Raw genomic sequence first — 22,533 nt, forward strand, 5'->3', positions numbered from 1 at the left:
CTCTACCCCCGATGCGTAGTAAAACGAGGCTAGCCCTAAAGCTATTTCGGAGAGAACGAGCTATCTCTGCGCTTGATTAGACTTTCACTCCTCCCCACAAGTCATCCCACCGGTTTTCAACCCAGATGGGTTCGGTCCTCCACTCGGTATAACCCGAGATTCAACCTGCTCATGGGTAGATCGTGCAGTTTCGCGTCTGCCACTGGTGACTTATTCGCCCTATTCAGACTCGGTTTCCCTACGGTTACAGCTCTGAGAGCCTTAACCTTGCCACCAACGACAACTCGCCGGATCATTATGCAAAAGGCACACCGTCAGACATTGCCCGATAAATCGGGCCATAGTCCTCCGATCGCTTGTAAGCGCATGGTTTCAGGTTCACTATCCTCCCCTAGCAGGGGTTCTTCTCATCTTTCAATCGCTCTACTGAGTTCACTATCGGTCGTTAGGGAGTATTTAGCCTTACGGGATGGTCCCCGTAGATTCAGTCGAGGTTCCACGTGACTCGACCTACTCAGGTACTCCTCGGGAGACAATCGATTTTCGCCTACGGGCCTGTCACCCTCTGTGGACGAACTTTCCAGATCGTTCAGCTAACCGATTGCTTTGTAACTCCCATGTGAAGAGCCCTACAACCCCGCGGAGGAAAACCACCGCGGTTTGGGCTATTTCCCGTTCGCTCGCCGCTACTAAGGAAATCGAGGTTTCTTTCTTTTCCTGCAGTTACTGAGATGTTTCAGTTCACCGCGTTCGCCGCAACACACCTATGGATTCAGTGTGTGCTAGTTCGGGAATCCCGGTATCAACACTCGTTTGACAATTACACCGGGCTTATCGCAGTCTTCCACGCCCTTCAAAGCCTCCTAACGCCAAGACATCCCCCATGCGCTCTTAGTAGCTTAACCACCTAAATCGAACGCTCTCGAAAACCACCCCCGGGCAGAGCCCGGGGCTAATTTAGCCGACACGGAAAACCGCGGCGGCGTGAGGGCATTAAACTTTCGGCTGCTACTGGATCCATTGGTCACCATCGCCGCAAGCGCGCGGCCCCGTGACCAAATAAGTAACGATTCCAAATTCATCGAGTAATGCTTGACCGCAATTTTGCCGGAGCAACGGGCCAAACCTTGGCAGGTTTAAACCATCACTACAGCCGCCTTGCAACCAAGCCCTGTCGATATTTTCTAAGAGCCTTGGAGAACATGGCGGAACACCATCGAGAGATAGTGCACCGTCCAGTTCTATTTTTACAAGATGCCAATTACTACAACTCAATTGTCAAAGATCAATAACTGCGGCTATCTCCCTCTCCCCATTTACGGGAGAGGGCCGGGGTGAGGGGCGCCTCTTGCAAAAGGCATCCATCACGACCAACCGCCGAACTGCCCTCAGTGAGCAGAGGCCGAACTTGCCGCCAAGCCGGATGAAAAATCACCATCCTTGGCTCTGGCAAAACCGGCCTTTATTCACAGAGGTTCCTACCGAAAACACTCCCACACAACCGCTGCCTTAAAACGCTGCTCCCAAATGGGAAACCTCAAAATGTATCAAACACTGCCGGACCTGTAAAGGAGGGTTCGCCGCCTGGCCGCAAGGCAAAAACCTTACTGAATGGGCAAACCGAAAGATATTCCGCCGACTCGCTTTATGTGAGGTTAGGCGAAACCGTTTGAAACAGGTCATCTAGCCGATCTCGATTATATCGGCCGCCGCTTCGCCGGCAAGTAGCAAAACCCCGCATTTTTCGCCCTGCGATTCCCAATGATTCCGTATTTAACCACCTGGCTTATCCGGCGATGTCGTAGGTTTCAAAGCTCGAAGATTCGTGTAACCCGCGGGGGGTTCAAGAGTAAAGAGTTTTTCATCCAACGGCGCATCAAACACGATTTCGGAAACTACCGACGCTGAATCGCCTGAGTAAGCAAAGCGCGGCAATCCGTCAATTGTCTCATCCGGTTTCTTTGGCGAGCCGAGAATCGACGATTCAATTCGCACGGGCAATTTAGTCGTCGGATCGATCCAATATGTTTGCTGCGAAACGATGATCTGGTTTTTGCCGAGCGCGTCTTGATACTTTTCTTCCACCAAAAAACCGACGGCTGACTTACCGTTAATCATTTTCTCCGGTAGCCGCTTTGCTTTATTGACCGGTACATTGCGGAGCCAATCCGCCAGGCCGCCGATCATATGAAGTTGTGCCGCGGTAGACTTTTTGCCTTCGGGTGGCGTCTGCGGCGTGGCGTAGTCATTAACGATGTAGCCCTTGCGATCCGGATACCAAGCCATCAATTTTTCTTTATTTGCGTCAAACACGGAGATAGAATGTCGCGAATCTTCCGGACGCACATCGTTTCCATTCTTGTCGATTGTTCGCAATTGCTGATCTTCTCGCTTTAGGCTATCGCCGAGAATTTGCACGCGGGTAATCTTAGTGTTGGTAGCACCATCGCCGCTCAGTTGATACTTTGAAGTCTCGGTGTATTGTGTCGTCGTCGCCTTTGCAACCTCATCCTGCACATCGGCGAAAACAAATTCGGTGGCTTTGCCGTCGACGGCTTTTGGTGTTGGATTGCTTTTGGCAACTGCGGTTGAATCAGTATAACCCGCGGGCGGTGCAAGGCTGAAAAGCTTTGGATCAATCGGCGCATCGAAAACAATGTTACTGATTAATGAATCCTTATCGGCGGCCACAAAAGCAGTGCTACGGTGCGAAGTTTCAATTCGCACCGGCAGCTTGGTTGTGGGATCAACCCAATAGGTCCGGTTCCACGTCTCGGTTCCCTCCCCCTTTTGCTCTTCTTTCTCGATGGAATAACCCAGCAATGCCTTACCGGCAAACGTACGTTGCCCCAAGAATTTTGCGCCGGCCGTGGGAACATTGCGGATCAATTCATAGAGATCGACCTTTGATGGCGGCAAGGAATCGTAAAAAGCAGCGTCGAAGCCCTGCAATCCTGTGCCGGCTGGGACCATCTCGCAGGTCTTATCGGCGGGCTGCAAATAAATTGCTTTTTGACTTGCTAAGTCAGTAATAACAACGTTCGGGCCCAAGAGACCCGCCACGAGGCGCACAGCAATATCTGGCTGTAATTTTTTGATGTGCTCGCGTAATTCCTGCAGCGCATTTTTGTCAATCGGACGTTTTGCTCTCACCAAAAATCCACTCACCTGGTCGTAGTGATTAGTCAGCCGTTGCAATTCTTCCAAGGACACTACCAGGCCCAAGTTCTCGTAACCATTTCCGCTTTCGTAAATTCCGATAATTTCAAATGGCTCCTGGTGCAACGCCACCGTATCGCCAATTTTTTTATTTAGCCGCTCCGCCAGCTTGAAACCGATCATTGCTTGGCGTTTTTCTTCCGCCTTCAACCGCCGACCCTGCATGACTGTCAAGCGATCAAACACCGGACTATCGAGCGGCCACCCTTGAAGCAGTATGCCCCTGGCGTGGTCTAACGAAATGACATCCACCATGCCATAGGCCACTCGATCGACACCTTGCAGTCCAGCAATCTGCTCGCCAAGTTGTTCAGCAAGCGTATGGCTAGCACCATCATTTTTAGCATCATTGCTTACTATCAGATCGAAATCTGCCAGGCCCACAAAGTTGAATGTAATCTCTTCTCGTTTGCGTGACTCGCCTAATATGGAAACGTTGCGGAGAATTGTGGCGCTCGATGCACCTGAGGTCGTCGCATCATTTTCAGTTTCCAAATATTGCACCGATTTCGTTTTGGCCACCTCTTCCTGCACTTGAGCGAAGGCGATATTGCCGCTGGAGTTGGATGGCAGCCATTGGGCAGCAAAGATCAAAATTACAGCCGCAGCGGCGATAACAACAAGAGTGCGAGGACGCATAAGTTTGGCTCCTAACGCGCGTGTGCGAAATACAGCCGTCAAGTCCAGGGGTTGCAACCCCTGGACTTCCGTGAGAGCAGCACGCACTTTTTCAATGGCGCGCTGGGTAGTGGCAACATCAGGTTGAAGCTGTGAGAGTTCGTTCAAATCGTGCAATAAATCTCGTGGGTGGTTCATTTCACTTTCCCTCCATCCCTTTGCGTCTTCGCTGTTTCTTTAGGTTCTGTTTCGAGTTTTCTACGAAGTTGCTTGATCGCCTTGTGGGCTAACGCGCGAACCTGATGGGCTGTTTTACCGAATTGTTCGGCGATGGTTTCGTAACTTTGCTGTTGTAAATAGTGCATCACGATGATGTCGCGGCTGTTTGGCGACAAATCGCTGATGGCGGTTAGTGTTTGCTCCAACTCCTCCCGCCGCACTAAATCTGCCAATGCTGACGGAGTGGCTGTTACTACGTTTTCGCCATCGGTCTCAGCCGTTGGATTTCGTTTCCTCGCCCGACGCCAATCGAACGCCAAATTTGTCGCTGTTCGGTAGGCGAATGCCGCGGCGTTGTCGGCCAGCCGAAATCCTTCGCTCACGGCCAGTTTGCAAAACAGTTCTTGCAACAAGTCTTCGGCCACTTCGGCGCGCAACGTCAGACGAAACAGCAAGCCGTGCAGCCGTCCGCCTTGTTCGGTGAGCAGCGTCAAAACGTCGTTGCCCGTGCGATTCAATCGTGATTCCTCAGGGCCTTTAACTATAATGACGCCAAACCAAGGCCGGCGCAACCATATCCACAAAAAATTCACTTAGCCGCCGGGCTTGCCCGGCGCGGCTCAGAACCGGATGATATTTACGGACCACGCAATTGGGAAAATCACAGATGCTTCCCGCCGAAAAAACCGAGAAATTGCTGGCGCTACTGCGTAGTTATGGCAGTTGTGCCGTGGCGTTTTCCGGTGGTGTCGATAGCGCAGTCGTGGCGAAGGCGGCTCAGTTGGCACTTGGGCAAAAAGCTGTGGCCGTTACCGGCGTAAGTGCCAGTTTGGCGGAGGGAGAATTGGAAGCGGCCCGGCAAATCGCGCAGCAAATTGGCATCCGCCACGAAGTGCTGCAGACCGACGAATTCGCCGACGCCAACTACACGTCCAATCCGGCCATCCGGTGTTACTTTTGCAAGACGGAGTTGTACGAGCAATTGGAACCGTTGGCAGCGCAGTTGGGACTGGCCGTGATCGTCAACGGCGCCAACGTCGACGATGCCGGCGATTGGCGGCCGGGCATGAAAGCCGCAGGCGAACATCGGGTGCGCAGCCCGCTATTGGAATGCGGCTTTACGAAACAAGACGTTCGCGCACTCGCGGCCGAGTGGAACTTACCCGTCTGGGACAAACCCGCCTCTCCCTGTCTTTCCAGCCGCGTGGCCTATGGCGAAGAAGTTTCTACCGCGCGTCTGCAAATGATCGATCGCGCCGAGCAACTGCTACGCTCACTGGGTCTGCGCACGGTTCGGGTGCGCTACCACAAGGGAGACTTAGCCCGGCTGGAAGTGCCCAGCGAGGCCATCGCCACTTTGGCGGAACCGAAAATCCGCGAATATTTGAGTACCGAATTGAAACTCTTGGGCTTCAAATACGTCACGCTGGATCTGGAAGGCTTTCGCTCGGGCAGCCAGAACGAGGCGCTCGAAACGAGTGGGTTACTGCCAATCATTTCGGAAAATGACCAATGACCAAGCACCAATGACCAATTTCTGGACAAGCCTAGCTGCTAAATGATTATTCCGGGCCATTTGGTCATTCCACTGAATCATTGGTCATTGGGATTTGGTCATTGGTCATTCATCTCGCCGTGGTCGTAGCGCGCTGTGTGGTCTCCACCTCCGGGTATCCTTCTTTCACTTCGCGCAAATGTTCCGCCAAGATGTTGTGGACTTGCAGAATGGTTTGCGGATGGCGATGCACTTCGTCATGCTCAGCAGGCACTTCGATTTCGCTGTCCACATCGGCCAAGTGGGCACTCTCGTAGGGCACCACGCCGTCCCCATCGCCGAACAGCTTCACCTGCCAGTCGCTGGCGGGCAATCGGCCCACGATATTGTGATATTTAATCCACGGCGGTCGCTGGGCTGCTAACAACACCGGCAAAATCGGGGCGCTGGGGGACAACGAATCCAGACTCGTTTCCGGGGTTATCATCTCGGTGTTCCGGAAAAATCCCGGGTTATCCAGCCGCAGCTTGGCCAGCCGGGCCGTCATCGTCTCGGGCAGCGAAACCAACTTTTCGCTCAGGTAGCGTGTCACGTCGTTGGCGAAATAACTTCCCCGGTGCGGCGTGCCGATGGTGATGATGGTTCGCACTGAAGGATTGGCTGCAAAGTAAAATGTGCGGTCCAATCCAGCGCGGGTATTGTTGTCGGCTTTGACCAGTTGGAAAGGATTGTCGCTGACGATGTGCCAGAAATCGTCGCGGCTGTTCACGACCTGCATGTTCGCCAGCAGCCCTCCCATACTGTGACCCACGAGCACCATCTGATCCAGCGCCGCTTCCTGATGCGCCGGATCAAACGTGTTGCGCAAATCGGCCAACGCTTCGCGCAACTGACTGGCGCTGTGCCAGAACGGCTGGCCGGTGGGATACAGGTAAAACCAAAACTGGTATTGGCTGCGCAAGTCAGGGTCGCCCCGCAAATCGTTGAACATTTCCATCCACGTAATCGGGCTGGACCATAGGCCGTGAATCATGAGTACCGGAATTTTTCCGGGCTGATACGGTTCCAGCATGTAAATGCCGGCCAATTCTTTAATCTCTTTCGGATGCAAAAAGCCCGTCGTGGGTTGGTCGAGAGCCGCAAACGACGGATCGTTGAGAGAATATGCCAGCGGCGTGGTGATATCGCTTTCCAACGGCACGTGCCGATCGTCCAGAGCAATGTCGGTTGATTGCAGGGGATCGTACAACTCCAACACAGCCTGATGGTGGCGCTTGCCGTCGGCCGTTGTATTGGTCGTCGCCAGCGCGGAATCGTCGGGCAAGCACCGTAGAAAGGCCGTGACCGGAAAGCTGAGGCCCGGGGCATAATGTTTTTCGACGGGGTCGTCAACGGGATGATCGCGCCGCACAGCAATCAAAGGCACACCCAAGCCGTAGGTGTGGAACACGTTTTTCAGGCCGTTGATTTGGTAATCGGAGACGAATTCAAATTGTTTGATATCGCCGGCCGGCCACGGCACGTTGCGCGGTTGAATGGCGATATCGTACTGTTGACCCTTGAGCTCGACGCTAAAGGTTTGACCGGGCCGCAGATTACCCTGCTTGTTGACCACGCGCAGCGCGGCTTCCAGGCTGGCGTTGTATAAATCGCAAGCGCCGCGAAATTGCGGATCGTAGGGATTTGCCGACAGCGTGAACGCAGGATTGAACAAATAGGCGTACGAATAAGCGACGCTGGCACAATACAAATTGAACGCTTGCGGCGTCTGCATCAGGGCTTGCGATTTGACGCCGCCGATGTATGCCAGTTCCGCGGCCGCCGCTAGCGCCTCCGGCGACGGGTCTTTATCGATCACGCCTTGAACTTGATGTACCAGTTCGACCGGATTGTCGTGTACGTGTCCTTGCAGATCGTAGCGCCGCAAAAACATCAGCGTTCGCTGCGTGGGGCGCGGACCGCCGCTCGATAGCAGCTTCAAACGTTCGGTGAGCGGATTGCGCGGAGCATCGCGCACCACAACCCATTTTGGACTGGCGCATCCAGTAGCCAGCGCCGCGCACAGGGCTATCGGGAACAGGTAGCGCGCAGGATGGATCGCAGGGCGGCTGACAAAGCCGCGCAGGATACCCTGACGTGCTAGCAGGCGTCGATCCATCGACTAATTTACAGAAAGTGAATCACCAGTTCTTGCTGGAAAACTAAGAAGACCAAAGAAGAGACTTGCGCCCGGGACTGGCGCACACGACCTTTGCGGCGGCAAAAAACAGAAAAGCAAGCCGCGCGCGAAAAGAATAGCGGGAATTCTGGTGCGGCTCAATCGCGGTTGACAGTTGCAAGGCCTGATATTCCGTACCAAGACGCTAGCAGTTGTTGGCTTTAACGATCAACGAATCGGCGTGCCACGGCCATCCACTCGCCGGCCTTGATGTCGTTCGAAGTGTATTAGGGCCTTACCGGCTCGAACAACCGTGGCACGCAATTCCACCCCCCCTGGGAAAGTGTGATCAACGGGGCGAACGACGACGGTCGGCCGACAGCGACCGATCTCCGCGCTGTGTGTGTCGGCCCGGCGAAACGGGCACGGTCTTTTCCGCCCGTTCCTTTTCGCCAAACGGACGCAATTCGCCGCGCAAAATATGCACCTCCGGAGGCGCTTCAAGGCCTAATGTCACGCGGTCTCCGTTTACACGACTGACGACCACCGTAATATCAGAACCAATTACAATTCGCTCGCCAACCTTCCGGCTGAGAATCAACATGGCTAAGTCCTCCCTGAGTATGCGGATCAGAAATGGGACACTCCGCCCTCGCTGTTGCGTTCGTGCAACGCTGATGCCGTGAAGCAACTGTCGACACGGAATCCGGCTAAGAAACGCTCTCAAAGATGTGCCGCTTCAAACTTTAGAGATTTTTTCGCGACCTGCGATTTTTTTCCTCAATTCTTTATAGCGGAATGGGCAATCTCGAAGTGAGCTAACCGTCTCGATCTGAGTTATGCGCCACCTGCTAGCTATCAATCGCACAAAAGCTGCCGGAATAGAACTCAAAAACAGCGCAAACCAAGGCCGGCTTTGCGCAAAATCATGTTGCTGCGCTACCTACCGGCCTACGCTAGCAACCCAGTCTCTACCAGCAACGTACACAAAAAAAAGAGAAATAGTTAGTGAATTTTACTTATCACCTTGTTACAACTAAAAGATCACGGGCAAGGCAGGATCGGAGTAATTGTAAAGACAAATGGGGTCGGCACTTAAAGTTGCTTGGCTGTTGTGCAGCCCCAGACCGGATACATCGAATTAGGTATCTGATTACCCCACCTGTACTAGCCCGCGAGTTCACAAAATGGCTCCTGGAGACCGGGGAATTGCGCGTCACGAGGCCTGTGCGGTCCCATTTCGTTTCCGCGACCAGCGCTTGGAGTTCTGCTTGGTTTCGGCGGAGGGAAGCAGCCGCTGGGAGTTTCCGCACGCCACAATCGCAGAGCACGAAACGGCGGAACAGGCCGCCCGCCGCTGCGTGACGGATTTCGCAGAATTGATTTCCCTACCCGGAAATTCGCTACCCCTTGATGATCTCACGACCACGCAGAATGGGCGTCAGGTGCGAATTACCGTGTTCCTGCTACAGGTAGATTCCGCGGACGTGGCGAAGGATGGGCGCAGAATTCGGTGGTGTTTTGCCGAAGAAGCCCGGGCACGAATTCGGCGAAAGCCGATGCGGAGGTTAATCGATTTGGCTCTCCGCCGGCAAACGGAGTCGTGAATTTTCCGGGCGCGTTTGTCGATTTCAATCTCGTCGATCTCGAATTTGTTAATTTGCGGGCTGCGCGACGGTTCTCTGTGGGAGATTCCGGAGGGCTCTCCTCGGCGGAAGATTGGTGCGGAGTAAGTTCGGCCCTCAACAAACTTACTTCCGGGGGCGCTTGGATACCGATCCGCACCGATTGCCCTTTCACGCGCAAAATGGTGATGACCACGTCTTCGCCCACTCGAATCTGCTCCTGTGGTTTCCGCGTAAGCACTAACATAACTGCTCCTCGACAAAAGCCCCTGAAAAACGCGCTCGCCTTGCCGTCTGATCGATGTCTTTATGCAGAGGGTGTGCCAAACGGCACAGAAAGCCAACAGATTGACGGAAGTTGAACAGGCTCCAGCTTTTCCCGCAAATCCCAGAGGTGGCACGTGCCAGCATCGACAGCGTTTACTGTACAAGTTTACAAGCCAGGCGACGGCCAGATTTACAAACGCAAGTCATCGGCCGAAGCCATCTGGCTGCAGTCAGGATGGTAGCCCGCTGGCGAATCACCACGAGTGATACCGCTTAGATCTCCTTCCGGTCCGCTTCCTTTGTGCTAGGCCACTTAATGGCTCTGCGTTTGGCGGCGGGCAATTTCATCGCGGAGTTGCGCGGCCAGTTCGTACTGTTCGCTGGCCACCGCCTCGGCCAATCGTTCGTCCAGGGTGCGATCGACCTGGTAGTGTTCACGCAACGATTTCTGCAATTCCAACAACCGCCGGACGAGTTCATCTTCGTCGAATTTCTCACGGACCTCGTACTCTTCGAAAATTTGTCGAAATCGATCCAGGCCGTGATTGATTTCGCCAATGGCCGCCTCGGGTCCGCGGTCTTCCAGCTCCGCCAAAGCGGCGGCCTCCACCCGATGGAACAGCACAAAGGGGCGGTATTGTTCGTGCGACAGAGTCCATTGTTCGTCGGGCGAGTGCTGCTTGACGAAATCCATGAGGGCCAACGTGTGATCGGCGTCTTTCATGGCCCGCCGGAATTTTCGCAGCGCTAACCAGCAAATGCGGCGGTGATAAAACTGCACAAATTCCCGATCCACTTCCGCGCACTGCGGCGCATTCAGCATGAAGCCGTCCCCTTCGGAAATCACCTTGGACAATAAGTAATCGAAGTAGGTCTCCGCTCCTTCCGGCCGCGAACCATCCGGCCGGCCCTCCACTTCCATCTGCAACAATCCCATGTCGACCCGCATTTGCAGCACCTCCCGGCCATCGGCGGCTTTCACCAAACGGGCCATCACGTCGCCGGGCTGAAATGGCCAGTTGGCAAGCAAATCGTCGATGTCTTTGCGACGGGTCATTTCAAAAAAAGCCTCCAACAAAACCAAGCCCAAAGTGGCATGCGAAGCTGCCAATTGCATCCGCGCAGCAATTATATCAAGGGTGCCGACAGCGTGCAGGGTTGTCGTAAAGTGTTAGCCTGCTACATTGTGCGATTGCAAAAAATCCGCAAGCGTGGCGCTTTACCACTGGTTGCAGATACACGTACACGCCCGTGGTTGGCGGAAAAAAACACGTCGGCAGTCGTGCGAGGGCTTGGCACAGGCAATGAACGGCTAAGTGCTATCGCCCAAACGTCTCGTGGCGGCAATTCACGATGACTTTGCCGGCTGCGTTGGATTTGCCTGTTGTCCGGCAGTTTGTGGCCTGTGAGGAAGTTACGGACGAAAAACATTATGTAGCGGGAGTGCTGCGGCCAAATCACTCGCGTTTTGCCTGCAGGCTGGATGCTAACCCCGCTGATCATGATCGTCTCACCGAACTTCAATCAGAAAAGCATTTCGCCATGAACCGCTTGTTTTTGTTGTTCGCCTTATTGGCTGCTCCCGCCCTGTTGCTGGCTGACGATAATGCCCCCTGCCCTGGCGAGCATTGCCAGACCGATGACGGGTGCGATTGCAAATGCGCCCACTGCGGCTGCCAAGCGCACTGCCAAAAAATTTGCCACGTAGTTTGCGAGTGGAAAGACGTGAAAGAGACCGTCTACGCTTGCCGCTGCTCCGATGTCTGCATTCCCGGGCCGAGTGAAAAATGCTGCACGAAAATCGACGAATGCGATCCTAATAACTGTTCGCTACTGCACGATTACAAGCCGTTGTATTCCATTTGGAATCCGTCTGAGTGTGCCCGTATTCGCTCAGTGACGAAGTTGGTGAAAATCGAAGTCACGCATAAAGTGCCCACGTACAAGTGGGTCGTGGAATACTGCTGCGACAAATGCCGCTGCGAAATTGCAGAAAACCAGACGCCAAACGAGCGTTTGGCAGCCAGCGAGCAATCAAGCCCGCAATCCCACCCCGCCGATCAAGCCACAAACGTCAAAACCGCGAGCGTGCAGAGTTCTTCTCACTGCTCTCCGGCGGAAATACTTGATCCGCAAATTACGCTGCCCGATTTGCATTCCACGGCGCCGCGCTGGCTGCCGGGCTTTTCTGCCGCGTCATCGCAGGCCGAATAGCGGCGTTTCAGCCGGCTTTCCACAGCGACGTTGCCACTTCCGGCTTCCAGCCCGATAATTCACCAGGGCTGGCAACTCCCGATTCATTCGCCGGCGGATTGGCGAATTCGACACACGCCAGGAGTGGACGATGCCGCTAAAACAGCGCGAGCAGCAAATTGCCGAGGCCGAAGAATTGTTGGGCGATCGGTTGGCACAAGCCAGCTTTGCCAAAGGGTTGTTCTTCGGCACGTTTGCCAATCGCAAGCTGCTCGATTATCCCAATCTGGCGGCCGACACAGCCACGCTGGCCCTGGTGGACGAACTGCGGCGATACTGCCAAGCGGAAATCGACCCGGTGGCCATTGACCGCGACGCAATGATTCCGCAGCGCATCATCGACGGGCTGGGCCGCCTGGGCATGCTGGGCGCATGCTTGCCTGCCGAATGCGGCGGCCGGGGCTTATCGCAAACTCAGTATTGCCGGCTGCTGGAAGTGCTCGGCGGGCATTGCGCCAGCACGGCCCTGTTTGTGAACGCGCACCATTCCATCGGCCCGCGGGCGATTGTTCTGTTCGGCACGCCGGAGCAACAGCAACGTTACTTGCCAAAATTGGCCACCGGCGAATGGATCAGCGCATTTGCACTCACCGAGCCGGAAGCCGGCAGCGATGCCGCCAACGTGCAAACTACGGCCACGCCTACCGAAGATGGCCGGGGTTTTCTTTTGAACGGAACCAAGCGCTGGATCACCAACGGCGGCATCGCCCAAGTGCTGACGGTCATGGCTCGCACGCCGGTGCCTTCCTCCTCCCTCTCCCCTGGGGAGAGGGCCGGGGTGAGGGGAGGCAAGACAATCGGCGGCCAGCCCGAAACCAAAATCACGGCCTTTCTGGTCACGCCCGACATGCCTGGCTTCGAAGTGGTGGAAGCCCGGATGCCCAAGTGTGGCGTGCGAGGCTCGGCCACCGGACGATTGGCATTTCACAATATGTTCGTACCCAAAGAAAACGTTCTGGGCCAACTTGGCAAAGGCTTGCGCGTGGCGCTTACGGTGCTGGATTTTGGGCGCGTTACGTTCGGCGCCACTTGCACCGGGGCGGCAAAATTTTGTTTGCAGCGCGCCAGCCGGCATGCGGCCACACGGGTGCAGTTTGGGGAGCCGATCGGCACGTTCGAGCTGGTCAAAGAAAAACTGGCTTTCATGAATGCCGGCGCATTCGCGATTGAAGCGGCCACGTATCTGACAGCAGCTCTCATCGATTCGGGCGAAGACGATTACATGCTGGAAACCGCCATGCTGAAAGTGTTCGCCACCGACACGCTGTGGCGGATCATCAACGACACCATCCAAATTTTCGGCGGCAAAGCTTACTTCACCGACGAGCCCTACGAACGGATGATGCGCGACGCCCGGATTAACATGATCGGCGAGGGGGCCAACGACGTGCTCCGCGCCTTCGTGGCCTTGGTCGGGATGCGCGACGTGGGGCTGGAATTGAAAGGCGTGCTGGATGCTCTGTCCAGCCCGCTCAAACACTTTTCTAAACTCGGCGGATTTGCCGGCCGCAAATTGGAAGGACTGTTCCGGTCTCCGGAGGTGCGGGTGCATCACAGCGAATTGGAGCCCGAAGCTGCGCGGCTGGGGCACACTGTCAGCACGTTCGGCTCGAATGTGGAACGGTTGCTGCGAACCTATCGGGAAGAAATTGTCGAGCGGCAATATCAGGCCGGCCGCATTGCCGACGCCGCGATTGAATTGTACGTCAGCAGCTGCGTACTGCGACGACTCGACGCACTGCTTTCTCTCCCTTTGGGAGAGGGCAGTGCTGCCGCTGACCGCAGCCGTGCCATTCCTCCCTCTCCCCTTGTGGGAGAGGGCCGCGGTGAGGGGAACGGACATCTGAAGTCGGCCATAGCCAGCGACCTCATCGCCGGCCGCTATTACCTCCGCAGTGCCGAACGCCGCATTCGCCGCGCGCTAGCCGATTTGTGGGACAACGACGATGCGCTAGCCACTCAAGCTGCCAACGCCGTGCTGCCGTAGATGGTGCGCCCGAGCCGAGGGATGCGTGCCCTCTATCAAGCGGCCTCGGATTGCATACTTGCAATCGACCAACTCAGGCGACGCTATGTGGCTTGCGGAGCGGAATTTTCAATTGGCATACGTGCCGTCGTCGACGAGCACATTTTTGTCGGGATACATGTCAACAATGGCGCTGTTCCAGTTCAAACTTACAACGTGACCATCAAGATACAGATAGTTGGCCACTCCATTATGACGGTTCTGTGCGAACCATGAGCCAATAATGTCCGTTCCCAACCAAATGTCATAATCGTCTTGGCGCGGGTCGTTGCCATCCGATGCATTAAACGCATTGGCATTGCGTTCCGAAAAGCACAAAAACTGCGACAAGCCGACTTCCGATTGAAAGCGATTGATCGTCCATTTGCCATATCGGCGGGTCATGTGGCTCAAGAGCGAATTCATCATGTAACTAGTCCGATTGGAAATACCGTCGATTTGGCCCGTGTCGTCTACATACGGCTCTCGCACGGATTGATCGTCGGAACAGCGGAAGACCACGTCCATGACAATGCCTTGCTGTGCGAGCGCGTCGTTTTCCTCGTGCGAGCCACCGGTGAATGGACCAATTTTATCTTCCCAATAGATCTCCGCGAACGAATCGGCGTTAGCAAATTGCGAGGCTACATCAGCCAAAAACGGATGGTGCAGGAAGAATTTCCCTTTGGTGACTTCGTAATATTGCAGAACACCCAGTCCGATTTGCTTTAAGTTGGAACGGCATTCGCTGCACCTTGCAGCTTCCCGCGCCGACTGAACGGCCGGCATCAGCAAAGCAACCAATATGCCAATAATAGCAATGACCACGAGCATTTCGACAAGCGTAAATGCATTCCGGGCGATCAGCTTGGTCATGGTGAAACCGACTCCCTTCTATGAGGGCTTAGCAGAACAGGCTATAACAGAACCGAAAATCCTGGCGCCTATCGTGGCGTGAGTCTCGCTGCAACAGGTAAGCCAAACTATGAAACGGCTGCTCGCCAATATAAGCCTTGCACTCGCCGTGGCTAGCCCAATGGGCTGCTCGTCTGACTCCACCGCGCCGCTGGCAGTTCAAACCAAGGCGGTTGGACCGGATGGTAAACCGATCCAACACCGACCCAGCCGTTGGACGACCCATCGCATGAACCAGGCGAAGAAAAAGCAAAGTGCCACCGCACCGGCTCCGCCTAATCAGACAAATGGCAAATGAGAAATGCCTCAATCAGGCTGAGAATCACCACGCTTCGGTGAACAAATTCGGCGTCTTTTCAATTTTCCGGAAATGCTTCGCCACCTGCAGGCCATATTTTCCTTCGAGCACTTTCCAGTCGGCGGCGGACAGCGGCAAAAATGCGAGCGTATCCATCCCGTTGGAAGCGACGCACACGCGAACTTCGTAATCGGGAGCTAACACTCGGTTGATGGCCCGGAGCGTGGTATGCCGATCGGCCGGCCCCACCACCAGCGGCACTGTCACCTTTTTTCCCGCGTGCGAAATATACAGCTCGAAGCCCGGCTCGGCCTCGATATCCACAAGTTTTGCCGCCAACGAACCGGTGCGCAAAATCGCCTCGCAGTACCGCGCAATGGCGTCGTCTTCCTCGCGCCAATCAACGTGAAACACCGCCGACTCGTCTTCCAACAACGCAGCGGCATTATCTTTCGACGGGCTTTTCAACAGTCGTTCAACGCTGCTGGGAATCATGCGGGGCACAATGTCGGTTTGAGCATGGCGATTAAGTCCCCCCGCCCTTTATTGATGCCGCCCAAGCGGCGGCCAGCGCTTGCGGCGGGCTGCCGTAAATTTGCGCAAAGGCGTTATCGAATGACTGTCCGCCCCGCAGGGCAATGACCAATTGCGAATATTTGCCGGCATTGGCCATCGCCTCTTTCATAAAACCATAGGCGGCAATGTCGTTGTCGTCCGGCGGCAGGCCGTGCGTCACAAACGTTTCGAGCTTGCTGGCTGCGGCCAGTTCTTTCAAGCGATCGTTCCAATTGCGGACTCGCTCGCTTTTGAAATCGACGCGCGAAGCCAGCACGCGGCCGCTCCCCTCGCTGAACCAATCGGGCGGATTGCCGGCCAGGCTGGCCAAATAAATCGCGGCTAATTGCTGCTGGATCATGCCGGCCAGCGAATAATCGCCGGAATCGACCGGCGGCACCAGCGCAGCGTAAGCGTCGACTGTGTCGTACTTCCAGTGGCCGCGCCAATCTTTGGGGTATGCTCGCCCTTCCACCATCCGACCAAATTCGCTGTAGTCGTAGCGCCCGGGAAACACGAACAACGTAATTCCGCCCCGAACCAGCGGCTGATCGGCGGGCGCATGCAGCAGTCGGGTCACGGCGGCCACTTGTTGCTCGGCGGTCTGGGCTACTTCCTGGAGTTCGCCCTCAGGCAAGTTGCTGACGATCAACAGATTTTTGGTCTGCTTGGTGGTGGAGGGATCTTTCGGGTCAGTGAGTCTCCACATGTGCTTGGCGGCGGTGAGCCGATCGGACGCCAATTCCTCCGGCGTGGCGATTTTGGCCCGCGTAAGCGCTGCCAAGCGCAGGGTGGATTGATTGGGATCGCCGCCATCGAAGGTGGCGCCTTCGGCAATCCATTTTTCGAATTTGGCGATCACGTCGTCCGGCAGCGGCGGCTTGTTTTTGGGCTGCGGCATGCGATTGCCGGCGGTGCCTTTCAACTTTTTAATCAGCAGGCTGTCGGCCGGCTGCATCGGCACCCAGGGATTGCCGCTTTGCCCGCCGCGAATCATATCGGTGAAGCGCGCCATTTGGAAATTGCCCGTCGGCCCCGGTCCCGTGTGGCAGCCGAAACAATTTTCCACCAGCACGGGAGCAATGTCTTTGGAGAACTGCACCGTTTCTCGGCCCGTGGCTGATACGACGCTGAGCTTGGGCTCGTCTGATTTTTTCACCAGCGGTGGCGACGCTGTGGCTGAAGTGAGTTTGACCAGCGGTGTTTTTTCGTCGGGACCGTCGAATTTGGCGCCTTCGTCAATCCACCGGCTGATGGCGGTGATTTCAGGCTTGGTGGCTTTGGGGCCGGCGCGGGGCATATCGCCGGAAGTGAGCGCTTCGACCATGCGACTGTCGCCGGATTTGCCGGCCACGAAAACCGGGCCGTCGGGCGTCCCTTTTTTCAGCGACTCGAAGGTGGCCATGCTAAATTTGCCGCGAGCCTGATCGATGTGGCAGCGCGTGCACTTAGAGACCAAAATGGGAGCGATGTTTTTCGTAAAGCTCAGGTTCTTGTCGGGAAAGGAATCGGCCGGGCCGGATTTGGCAGGAACATCGTCGGCGAAGGGATTACTGGCTTTGCTCGGAACCCCAGGCTGACCAATGCCAGGCTGGCCGATCCCCGGGCCTTTGCCGGAATTGGCATTGTCGGCCGCGAATGCGGCTATGCCGACGGTTGCAGCCCACACAAAAAGCCAGAGCGATCGGCAGGGCTTGAGCGAACTGGACATGGTGTGAATTCGTGGCACGGTTAGCGGGCACCCAATAAAAAAGCCGCCCGGGGGCGGCTTCATTATATTCAGTTTTGATCTGCTTGTGGACACTACCGGCGAAGGGCCGCGTTTACCGTGGTTGGCGAGGCTTGTGATGCCGCCACATCACTTCTTGCGGCGCGGCCACGAATCGTCGGGTGGGCTTATATCCATATTGGAGCGCAAACCATTCGGCAAAGCGCTCTCGGTCATGGGAGCGAGAATTGCGGTCGTCCAGCAAGTGACCCAATTCGTGGATCAAAATGTTGTTCAAGTAATAATCTTTAAGGGCCAGCTCGCTCCACACCAGCTTCCACGATGTGGGGCCATCTTGTTCCCAACGGCCGCCGTACATACGTGCTTCGATCAACTGCGCGGGCTTGGGTGGCGTTTTGAAGCGCTCCACCAAACTTTCCTCAACGGGATACAAATAGATGGTCGGACCCCATTGCATGCCGTAGCAAGGGAAGCTGAGCTTTTTGCGCGTCATGCGGCTGAACTGGACCACTTCCAACGGCGCCACAAAATGCGGCGGCAACTGCGAGAGTCGATCACGGACTTCGGCCAGCGTGAGAATATGGCGATGCCCCACGCCGGGCGATTGCACGACGATGCGGTAATTGCCGCCTTGTTCGTGGGGTTCGTGCCAGTTTTCCGGCGGCACAAAAGGGAGTTGCTCGTTGCGCGGCACACCTCGCGCACGTTTGCTGGAGCGCACCCCGCGGCGCGAGTGCTTGGCGCGCACCATGGCGTTCAATCGCTCCACGCGATTGCGAATTCGATTGCCAAAAAAGCCTTGATTGTGCTGGCCCATTTATAAAACCTCGCTACACAAGTGGCGCCGCCGGCGACCGGAAAAATCGCCGGGAAACTCGGGCCGCCGTGCGGCTGCATTGAAGTGAATCGGTCGGAAAGGAGCAGGCAGTGAAGCCCACCAATCCACTTTATGCAGGTGTCTTCCACAGAAACAAGTGAACGCCGCAAGTGGCTGCTTGGCCGTTACTTAAAATTTCCTGAAGCCGGGGGGTTTTGGCGGACCATGAGGAATAAACGTGCGCCGCCCCACCCCCTCTTTTGGAAAAACGGCGCCGCGAAGACAATTTTCAGCGCCCGCCCGGAAATGGACAAATGGATACTAGTGAACGCTCATCACGATGCCCACGATCAGCGCCACGACCATCAGCAGGCCCCCGGCCAAAAGAAACCAAACCCAGATGGGAATGGAAGATTCCGGCGCGCGATAATGCGGCATCGCCGCCGAAGCACCGGACGGTTTGTCCTGATGGACCGCTGTGGTGACTTCATGCACGGCTTTTTCGATCAGCTCGCCCAACGTGTCATCGCGCGGAGGGGGAGGATTTTTCCCGCCTTCGCCGGAGTTGGGAGCATCCAGCGATTTGGCCCTCAGCAGCGACGATTTACCGGCAGTTTTATCGACACCCGTCCCGCTGGTGCCAGGGCGGACGATGCTGCTTTTGCCGGCCCGGCCCAAAACGCTGCTATTCCCCAACCGCAAAATGCTGCTGCCGCCGGCGCCACCGACCACGCGGCTGCCGCCGCTTTGATCGGGCCGGCCCAATATGTTACTTCCGCCGAATTTCACTTGCGACTTGCCCGTCGACGAAGGCATCGGCTTATCGGTCGGTGCCCCTTTGATGGTTTCCCGATTCAGGTTGGAAACCGTGTCATCCGGAGCGCCCGGTTTATTGCCGCGGTGGGGCGGATACACCGGCATGGCCCCCGAGCGGGATGATCCACTGCGACGCGGAGGCGGCCCGACCGGGCGTTTTGCTAATCCCAATCCGCTGCTGCTGCTTTCTTTACCACGGCCTTCCAGCCACTTCGACAACTGCACGGCCACTTCGCCGGCCGATTGAAACCGAGCGTCGGGCTGCTTCGACATCATCCGCAAGCAAACTTCGACCAGCGGCGGCGGCGCATCTTTCCGATCATCATAAATGCTTTTGGGCATCTGATTTTGATGCTTCCAAATGCGTTGCGCTAAGGTTCCCTCTGGAAAGGGCGCGTGACCGGTCAGCAGGAAATACAACGTGCAGCCCAGGCTGTAAATATCGGCTCGTTTGTCAACGGAGTGGCTGTCTTTGGCTTGCTCCGGGGCCAGATAATCGGCCGTGCCCAGCACATTTTCTTCATGGGCAATGGTGAGCGAGGCGGTTTGACTGTCATCTTCTGAACGGGCCAAGCCCAAGTCCAACACTTTGACGACGCCGCGCTGATCAACGAGCAGATTTGCTGGTTTGACATCGCGGTGAATGAGCCCCGCCTGATGCGCGTGCTCCAAACCGTCGGCGGCCTGACGGATGTAATCGGCGGCGGTGTCGTAATCGAGCGGGCCAACATCTTTCACCAGTGTTTGGAGATCGCGCCCCTCGACATATTCCATGATGAAAAAATGGTTGTCTTTGTTCTCATCCCTATCGTGGTCAATATCATAGGCGCGAACGATATTTTTGTGATCGAGCCGGGCGGCGGCCTGAGCCTCACGATAGAAGCGAGCCAAATACGAAGAATCGTTTACCCGTTTTTGCGGCAGATGCTTGATTGCCACCAGCCGATTCATCTTGACTTGTTCGGCCAAGTAGACGCTGCTCATGCCCCCGGTGCCCAAATGGCCGAGCAACTTGTATTTGTCATCTAAGAGAAAGAAGCCTTTGTATTTTCCCTCCAGCAGTTGGTCGCGCTGCCAAGGAGTAATGAGCTTGGCGGCGACAAGTTTTTCGGCCAGGACTTGGCCGTCGGCCACGGCGGCTGGGCCGAATTCGCGCTCGATCTGCGCAACGGCCTGATCGAGCTGCCCTTTTTCGATCAGGTTGCTACGGCGTAACAGTTCCAGAAATTTGTCGACACTGACCGCGACCATGGATTCGCCCCCTGGCACGCGACACACACACGCTTCGACTTCCCCGACGGATGCGCAAATTTGGTCTGACAATGGTTTTATCGACCATCATGACCATAACAAGAAAGAGAAGAAGTTGCTAGCTAATCTTATGCCGGAGCGGCCATTTTAGGCAATAAGGTGCGGCTGCCAGATTCATTCCGGCCAAAGGAAGGCATTTCCACTTGAAAAAAGGGGGCTTAGCGTCCAGGAGTCTCTGACGGACTAGATTCGGCGGCCTGGGAACGGTAGTCGGTCAGCCAGCGTTGGATTTGCGCAGCCAACGTGGTTTTGCCCTGCGAGCGAGCCAAAACGATGGCTTTTTCCGCGGCGTCGACGGCTTCTTCACGGCGATTTAGTTTCGCCAGTGCCGTGGCCAAATTGGCCTGGGCTTCGATGTAATCGGGCTTCAAACGGACGGCCTGTTGGTAGTGCTCGATCGCTTGTTGAAACTCTCCCGATTGGGCCAGCGCCGCGCCAAGGTTGCTGTGTGCTGCAGCGTAATCGGGCTTTTCTTGCACGGCTTGTTCAAACTGCTCGATCGCGCTGCGAAATTGGCGGCTCTGCAAATAGACGGTCCCCAGTCCGTAATGCGCTGTGGTGTAATGTGGATTGAGCTTGAGTGCTTGCCGATAATGATCGATGGCCGACTGCGGCTGGCCCATATCGACCAACGCGTTGGCTAAATTGCATTCGGCTTCCGCTTCTTGCGGATTCAGACGCAGGGCCTCGTAATAATGCTCTATCGCTTCTTGGTGCTTTCCCGTGGCGTCCAAGAGCAGTCCCAGGTTGTTGTGGATCTGGGGGTTGTCCGGCTGGAGACGTAAAGCATTCTGATACTGGTCAAGGGCCTCTGGCAGACGGCCCACGCGCTTTAAGTCGTACGCCAAGTTGAAACTGACTTCGGCAAGGTTCGGATTTAAATTCAAGGCCTTCTGCAGTTGAGCGATGGCCTCTTCCAGCGAACCCTGTTGGGCTAATGCAAGACCAAGATTGCCGTATGCTTCGGCATAGTTGGGATTCAGTTGCAGGGCCCTGCGGTAGTACTCGATGGCTTCCGGATAATGACCCTGCTTGGCCAACGCCGCACCCATATTGTCTTCGATCGCTTCGTTGTTGGGGTCGATTCGCAGGGCTTTTTCGTATTGCGCGATTGCGGCATCGGAATGCCCCGCGTCGCACAAATCAACGCCCCAGTTGTTATAGGCCAACCAACAATCCGGATTTTTTGCAATGATCGATTGATACAATGAGGCCGGGTCGAGATAGATATTGCTCTGTTGCCAGGCGAGCATTCCGCAGGTGAGCGCCGCCATCGCGCCTGCAGTAACAGTCACAGCCATCGGCCAGCGCCGCGTGAAAATGACGACGGCCGCCGCCACCAACGCCAACACACTAATGACCGCGATGTATTGGTAATGGTCGGCGACCAGCGAGTATTTCATGTAGTGCACGTCGACCAGACCCAGCACCGGCAGCAAGCCCAGGCAAAACGTCAGCCAGGCCGCCAGTAAGGGCCGGACCCACGTGCGCTGCCGCTGCCACACCAATCCCACGGTAACCGCTACCGTCGCCGCCAAGGGCATCCACCACAGCGGATTGGCCGGGTCGATGTTCCATTGCGGATAAACAAACGACAGGTCCCAGGGAACCAAGGCCTTGGACAGATAAAACCACACCACCGCGCCGGCTCCTAGTAAGCGCTGCAGCGGCGTCACGTCGCGGATGACTTCGCCGGAACCGTGCGTCTGAAACCAGATGTTCACGGCCGTCAAAATGACGGCCACCAGGAAAAACGGCGCGCTGCGCAGCAAATCCCTGCGCGTGATCCGTCCCTGCCGCCACCACACGATGACCAACAACATCAGCGGCACAATCGCCACCGAACCCTTGCTGAGCATGGCCAGCGCGAACGCCAGCAGGCTCAGCACATACCAGCCATAGGCCAAGGCGGGAATTGTACCGGAGGACGGACTGGACGGCGGCGAAGGGACCTTTGGCGCATCAGGCTCGGCCTGCACATACCACAGCACCGACAGCAAGCCGAAGAATAAAGACAGCACGTTCTTTAGCTGCGCAATCCAGGCTACGCTTTCCACATTCACCGGGTGTACCGCAAACAGCAGGGCCGCTAAATATGCGCCCGGCACACGCAGCCGCCGCAAAATCAGCCAGATCAGCAGCGCATTGGCAATGTGCAGCAGCAGGTTGAACGCGTGATACCCTATCGTGTTCGTTCCAAACCAACGCCACTCCAGCCAAAACGCCGAATTGG

15 protein-coding genes, 1 rRNA gene and 1 pseudogene are annotated in these 22,533 nt (G+C 56.0%); 4 read left to right on the top strand and 13 right to left on the bottom strand.

Annotated features, from left to right (window positions below):
- The 3 genes from VMJ32_11785 to VMJ32_11795 all read right to left on the bottom strand — a co-directional run.
- Positions 1–905: ribosomal RNA gene (locus VMJ32_11785) — 23S ribosomal RNA — on the bottom strand; the annotation flags it as partial.
- A gap of 868 nt (positions 906–1,773) precedes the next feature.
- The gene (locus VMJ32_11790) at positions 1,774–4,035 is read right to left on the bottom strand and encodes an ABC transporter permease (protein ID HTQ39702.1); all 2,262 of its coding nucleotides are present in this window, start codon (positions 4,033–4,035) and stop codon (positions 1,774–1,776) included.
- Entirely contained in the window at positions 4,032–4,574 is a 543-nt protein-coding gene (locus tag VMJ32_11795; protein HTQ39703.1) for a sigma-70 family RNA polymerase sigma factor, read from the bottom strand. Before VMJ32_11795 ends, VMJ32_11790 begins: the two co-directional genes overlap by 4 nt.
- Positions 4,575–4,723: 149 nt before the next feature.
- Between VMJ32_11795 and larE the strand changes: the two genes are divergently transcribed.
- Positions 4,724–5,572 (top strand): ATP-dependent sacrificial sulfur transferase LarE, encoded by an 849-nt coding sequence (gene larE, locus VMJ32_11800; protein HTQ39704.1) that lies wholly within the window; start codon positions 4,724–4,726, stop codon positions 5,570–5,572.
- A 109-nt stretch (positions 5,573–5,681) separates the two neighbouring features.
- Here the strand turns inward: larE and VMJ32_11805 are convergent, their stop codons facing one another.
- Both VMJ32_11805 and VMJ32_11810 read right to left on the bottom strand, forming a co-directional pair.
- Entirely contained in the window at positions 5,682–7,709 is a 2,028-nt protein-coding gene (locus VMJ32_11805) for an alpha/beta fold hydrolase (protein ID HTQ39705.1), read from the bottom strand.
- Between the two features lie 349 nt (positions 7,710–8,058).
- A complete protein-coding gene (locus VMJ32_11810; protein ID HTQ39706.1) occupies positions 8,059–8,313 on the bottom strand; it encodes a carbon storage regulator in 255 nt (84 codons plus the stop codon).
- A gap of 583 nt (positions 8,314–8,896) precedes the next feature.
- Here VMJ32_11810 and VMJ32_11815 point away from each other — a divergent pair.
- Positions 8,897–9,316, top strand: a complete 420-nt coding sequence (locus tag VMJ32_11815) for a hypothetical protein (GenBank protein HTQ39707.1) — start codon at positions 8,897–8,899, stop codon at positions 9,314–9,316.
- 133 nt (positions 9,317–9,449) lie between these two features.
- On the opposite strand, the pseudogene VMJ32_11820 reads toward VMJ32_11815, so the two are convergent.
- Positions 9,450–9,581, bottom strand: a pseudogene (locus VMJ32_11820) (carbon storage regulator).
- A gap of 333 nt (positions 9,582–9,914) precedes the next feature.
- A complete protein-coding gene (locus VMJ32_11825) occupies positions 9,915–10,658 on the bottom strand; it encodes a UvrB/UvrC motif-containing protein (GenBank protein ID HTQ39708.1) in 744 nt (247 codons plus the stop codon).
- Positions 10,659–11,143: 485 nt separating this feature from the next.
- Here VMJ32_11825 and VMJ32_11830 point away from each other — a divergent pair, with 485 nt between their 5' ends.
- Positions 11,144–11,815 carry a hypothetical protein gene (locus VMJ32_11830; GenBank protein ID HTQ39709.1) on the top strand — a complete coding sequence of 224 codons (672 nt, stop codon included), beginning with the start codon at positions 11,144–11,146 and terminating at the stop codon, positions 11,813–11,815.
- A gap of 130 nt (positions 11,816–11,945) precedes the next feature.
- The gene (locus tag VMJ32_11835; GenBank protein HTQ39710.1) at positions 11,946–13,841 is read left to right on the top strand and encodes an acyl-CoA dehydrogenase family protein; all 1,896 of its coding nucleotides are present in this window, start codon (positions 11,946–11,948) and stop codon (positions 13,839–13,841) included.
- A 108-nt stretch (positions 13,842–13,949) separates the two neighbouring features.
- Here the strand turns inward: VMJ32_11835 and VMJ32_11840 are convergent, their stop codons facing one another.
- The 6 genes from VMJ32_11840 to VMJ32_11865 form a co-directional block, all read right to left on the bottom strand.
- Positions 13,950–14,735 (bottom strand): DUF1559 domain-containing protein, encoded by a 786-nt coding sequence (locus VMJ32_11840; protein HTQ39711.1) that lies wholly within the window; start codon positions 14,733–14,735, stop codon positions 13,950–13,952.
- A gap of 361 nt (positions 14,736–15,096) precedes the next feature.
- Complete coding sequence (locus VMJ32_11845; protein HTQ39712.1) at positions 15,097–15,576, bottom strand: hypothetical protein; 480 nt, start codon at positions 15,574–15,576, stop codon at positions 15,097–15,099.
- Positions 15,577–15,598: 22 nt separating this feature from the next.
- A complete protein-coding gene (locus VMJ32_11850; protein ID HTQ39713.1) occupies positions 15,599–17,338 on the bottom strand; it encodes a c-type cytochrome domain-containing protein in 1,740 nt (579 codons plus the stop codon).
- A gap of 112 nt (positions 17,339–17,450) precedes the next feature.
- On the bottom strand, positions 17,451–18,173 hold the full coding sequence (locus tag VMJ32_11855; GenBank protein ID HTQ39714.1) for a hypothetical protein: 723 nt from the start codon (positions 18,171–18,173) through the stop codon (positions 17,451–17,453).
- 321 nt (positions 18,174–18,494) lie between these two features.
- Positions 18,495–20,240, bottom strand: a complete 1,746-nt coding sequence (locus VMJ32_11860; GenBank protein ID HTQ39715.1) for a protein kinase — start codon at positions 20,238–20,240, stop codon at positions 18,495–18,497.
- Positions 20,241–20,458: 218 nt separating this feature from the next.
- The coding region (locus tag VMJ32_11865) for a tetratricopeptide repeat protein (protein ID HTQ39716.1) at positions 20,459–22,533 on the bottom strand (2,075 nt) is incomplete at its 5' end.

The organism is Pirellulales bacterium (genome assembly GCA_035499655.1).
Taxonomy (GTDB): domain Bacteria; phylum Planctomycetota; class Planctomycetia; order Pirellulales; family JADZDJ01; genus DATJYL01.

Excerpts from the sequence above, each read along its gene's own strand:
- VMJ32_11855 (HTQ39714.1), bottom strand. The coding sequence starts at position 18,173 with ATGGGCCAGCACAATCAAGGCTTTTTTGGCAATCGAATTCGCAATCGC.
- VMJ32_11815 (HTQ39707.1), top strand. The coding sequence starts at position 8,897 with ATGGCTCCTGGAGACCGGGGAATTGCGCGTCACGAGGCCTGTGCGGTC.
- VMJ32_11825 (HTQ39708.1), bottom strand. The coding sequence starts at position 10,658 with ATGACCCGTCGCAAAGACATCGACGATTTGCTTGCCAACTGGCCATTT.
- VMJ32_11830 (HTQ39709.1), top strand. The coding sequence starts at position 11,144 with ATGAACCGCTTGTTTTTGTTGTTCGCCTTATTGGCTGCTCCCGCCCTG.
- VMJ32_11850 (HTQ39713.1), bottom strand. The coding sequence starts at position 17,338 with ATGTCCAGTTCGCTCAAGCCCTGCCGATCGCTCTGGCTTTTTGTGTGG.
- VMJ32_11860 (HTQ39715.1), bottom strand. The coding sequence starts at position 20,240 with ATGGTCGCGGTCAGTGTCGACAAATTTCTGGAACTGTTACGCCGTAGC.
- VMJ32_11790 (HTQ39702.1), bottom strand. The coding sequence starts at position 4,035 with ATGAACCACCCACGAGATTTATTGCACGATTTGAACGAACTCTCACAG.
- larE (HTQ39704.1), top strand. The coding sequence starts at position 4,724 with ATGCTTCCCGCCGAAAAAACCGAGAAATTGCTGGCGCTACTGCGTAGT.
- VMJ32_11840 (HTQ39711.1), bottom strand. The coding sequence starts at position 14,735 with ATGACCAAGCTGATCGCCCGGAATGCATTTACGCTTGTCGAAATGCTC.
- VMJ32_11805 (HTQ39705.1), bottom strand. The coding sequence starts at position 7,709 with ATGGATCGACGCCTGCTAGCACGTCAGGGTATCCTGCGCGGCTTTGTC.
- VMJ32_11835 (HTQ39710.1), top strand. The coding sequence starts at position 11,946 with ATGCCGCTAAAACAGCGCGAGCAGCAAATTGCCGAGGCCGAAGAATTG.
- VMJ32_11810 (HTQ39706.1), bottom strand. The coding sequence starts at position 8,313 with ATGTTGATTCTCAGCCGGAAGGTTGGCGAGCGAATTGTAATTGGTTCT.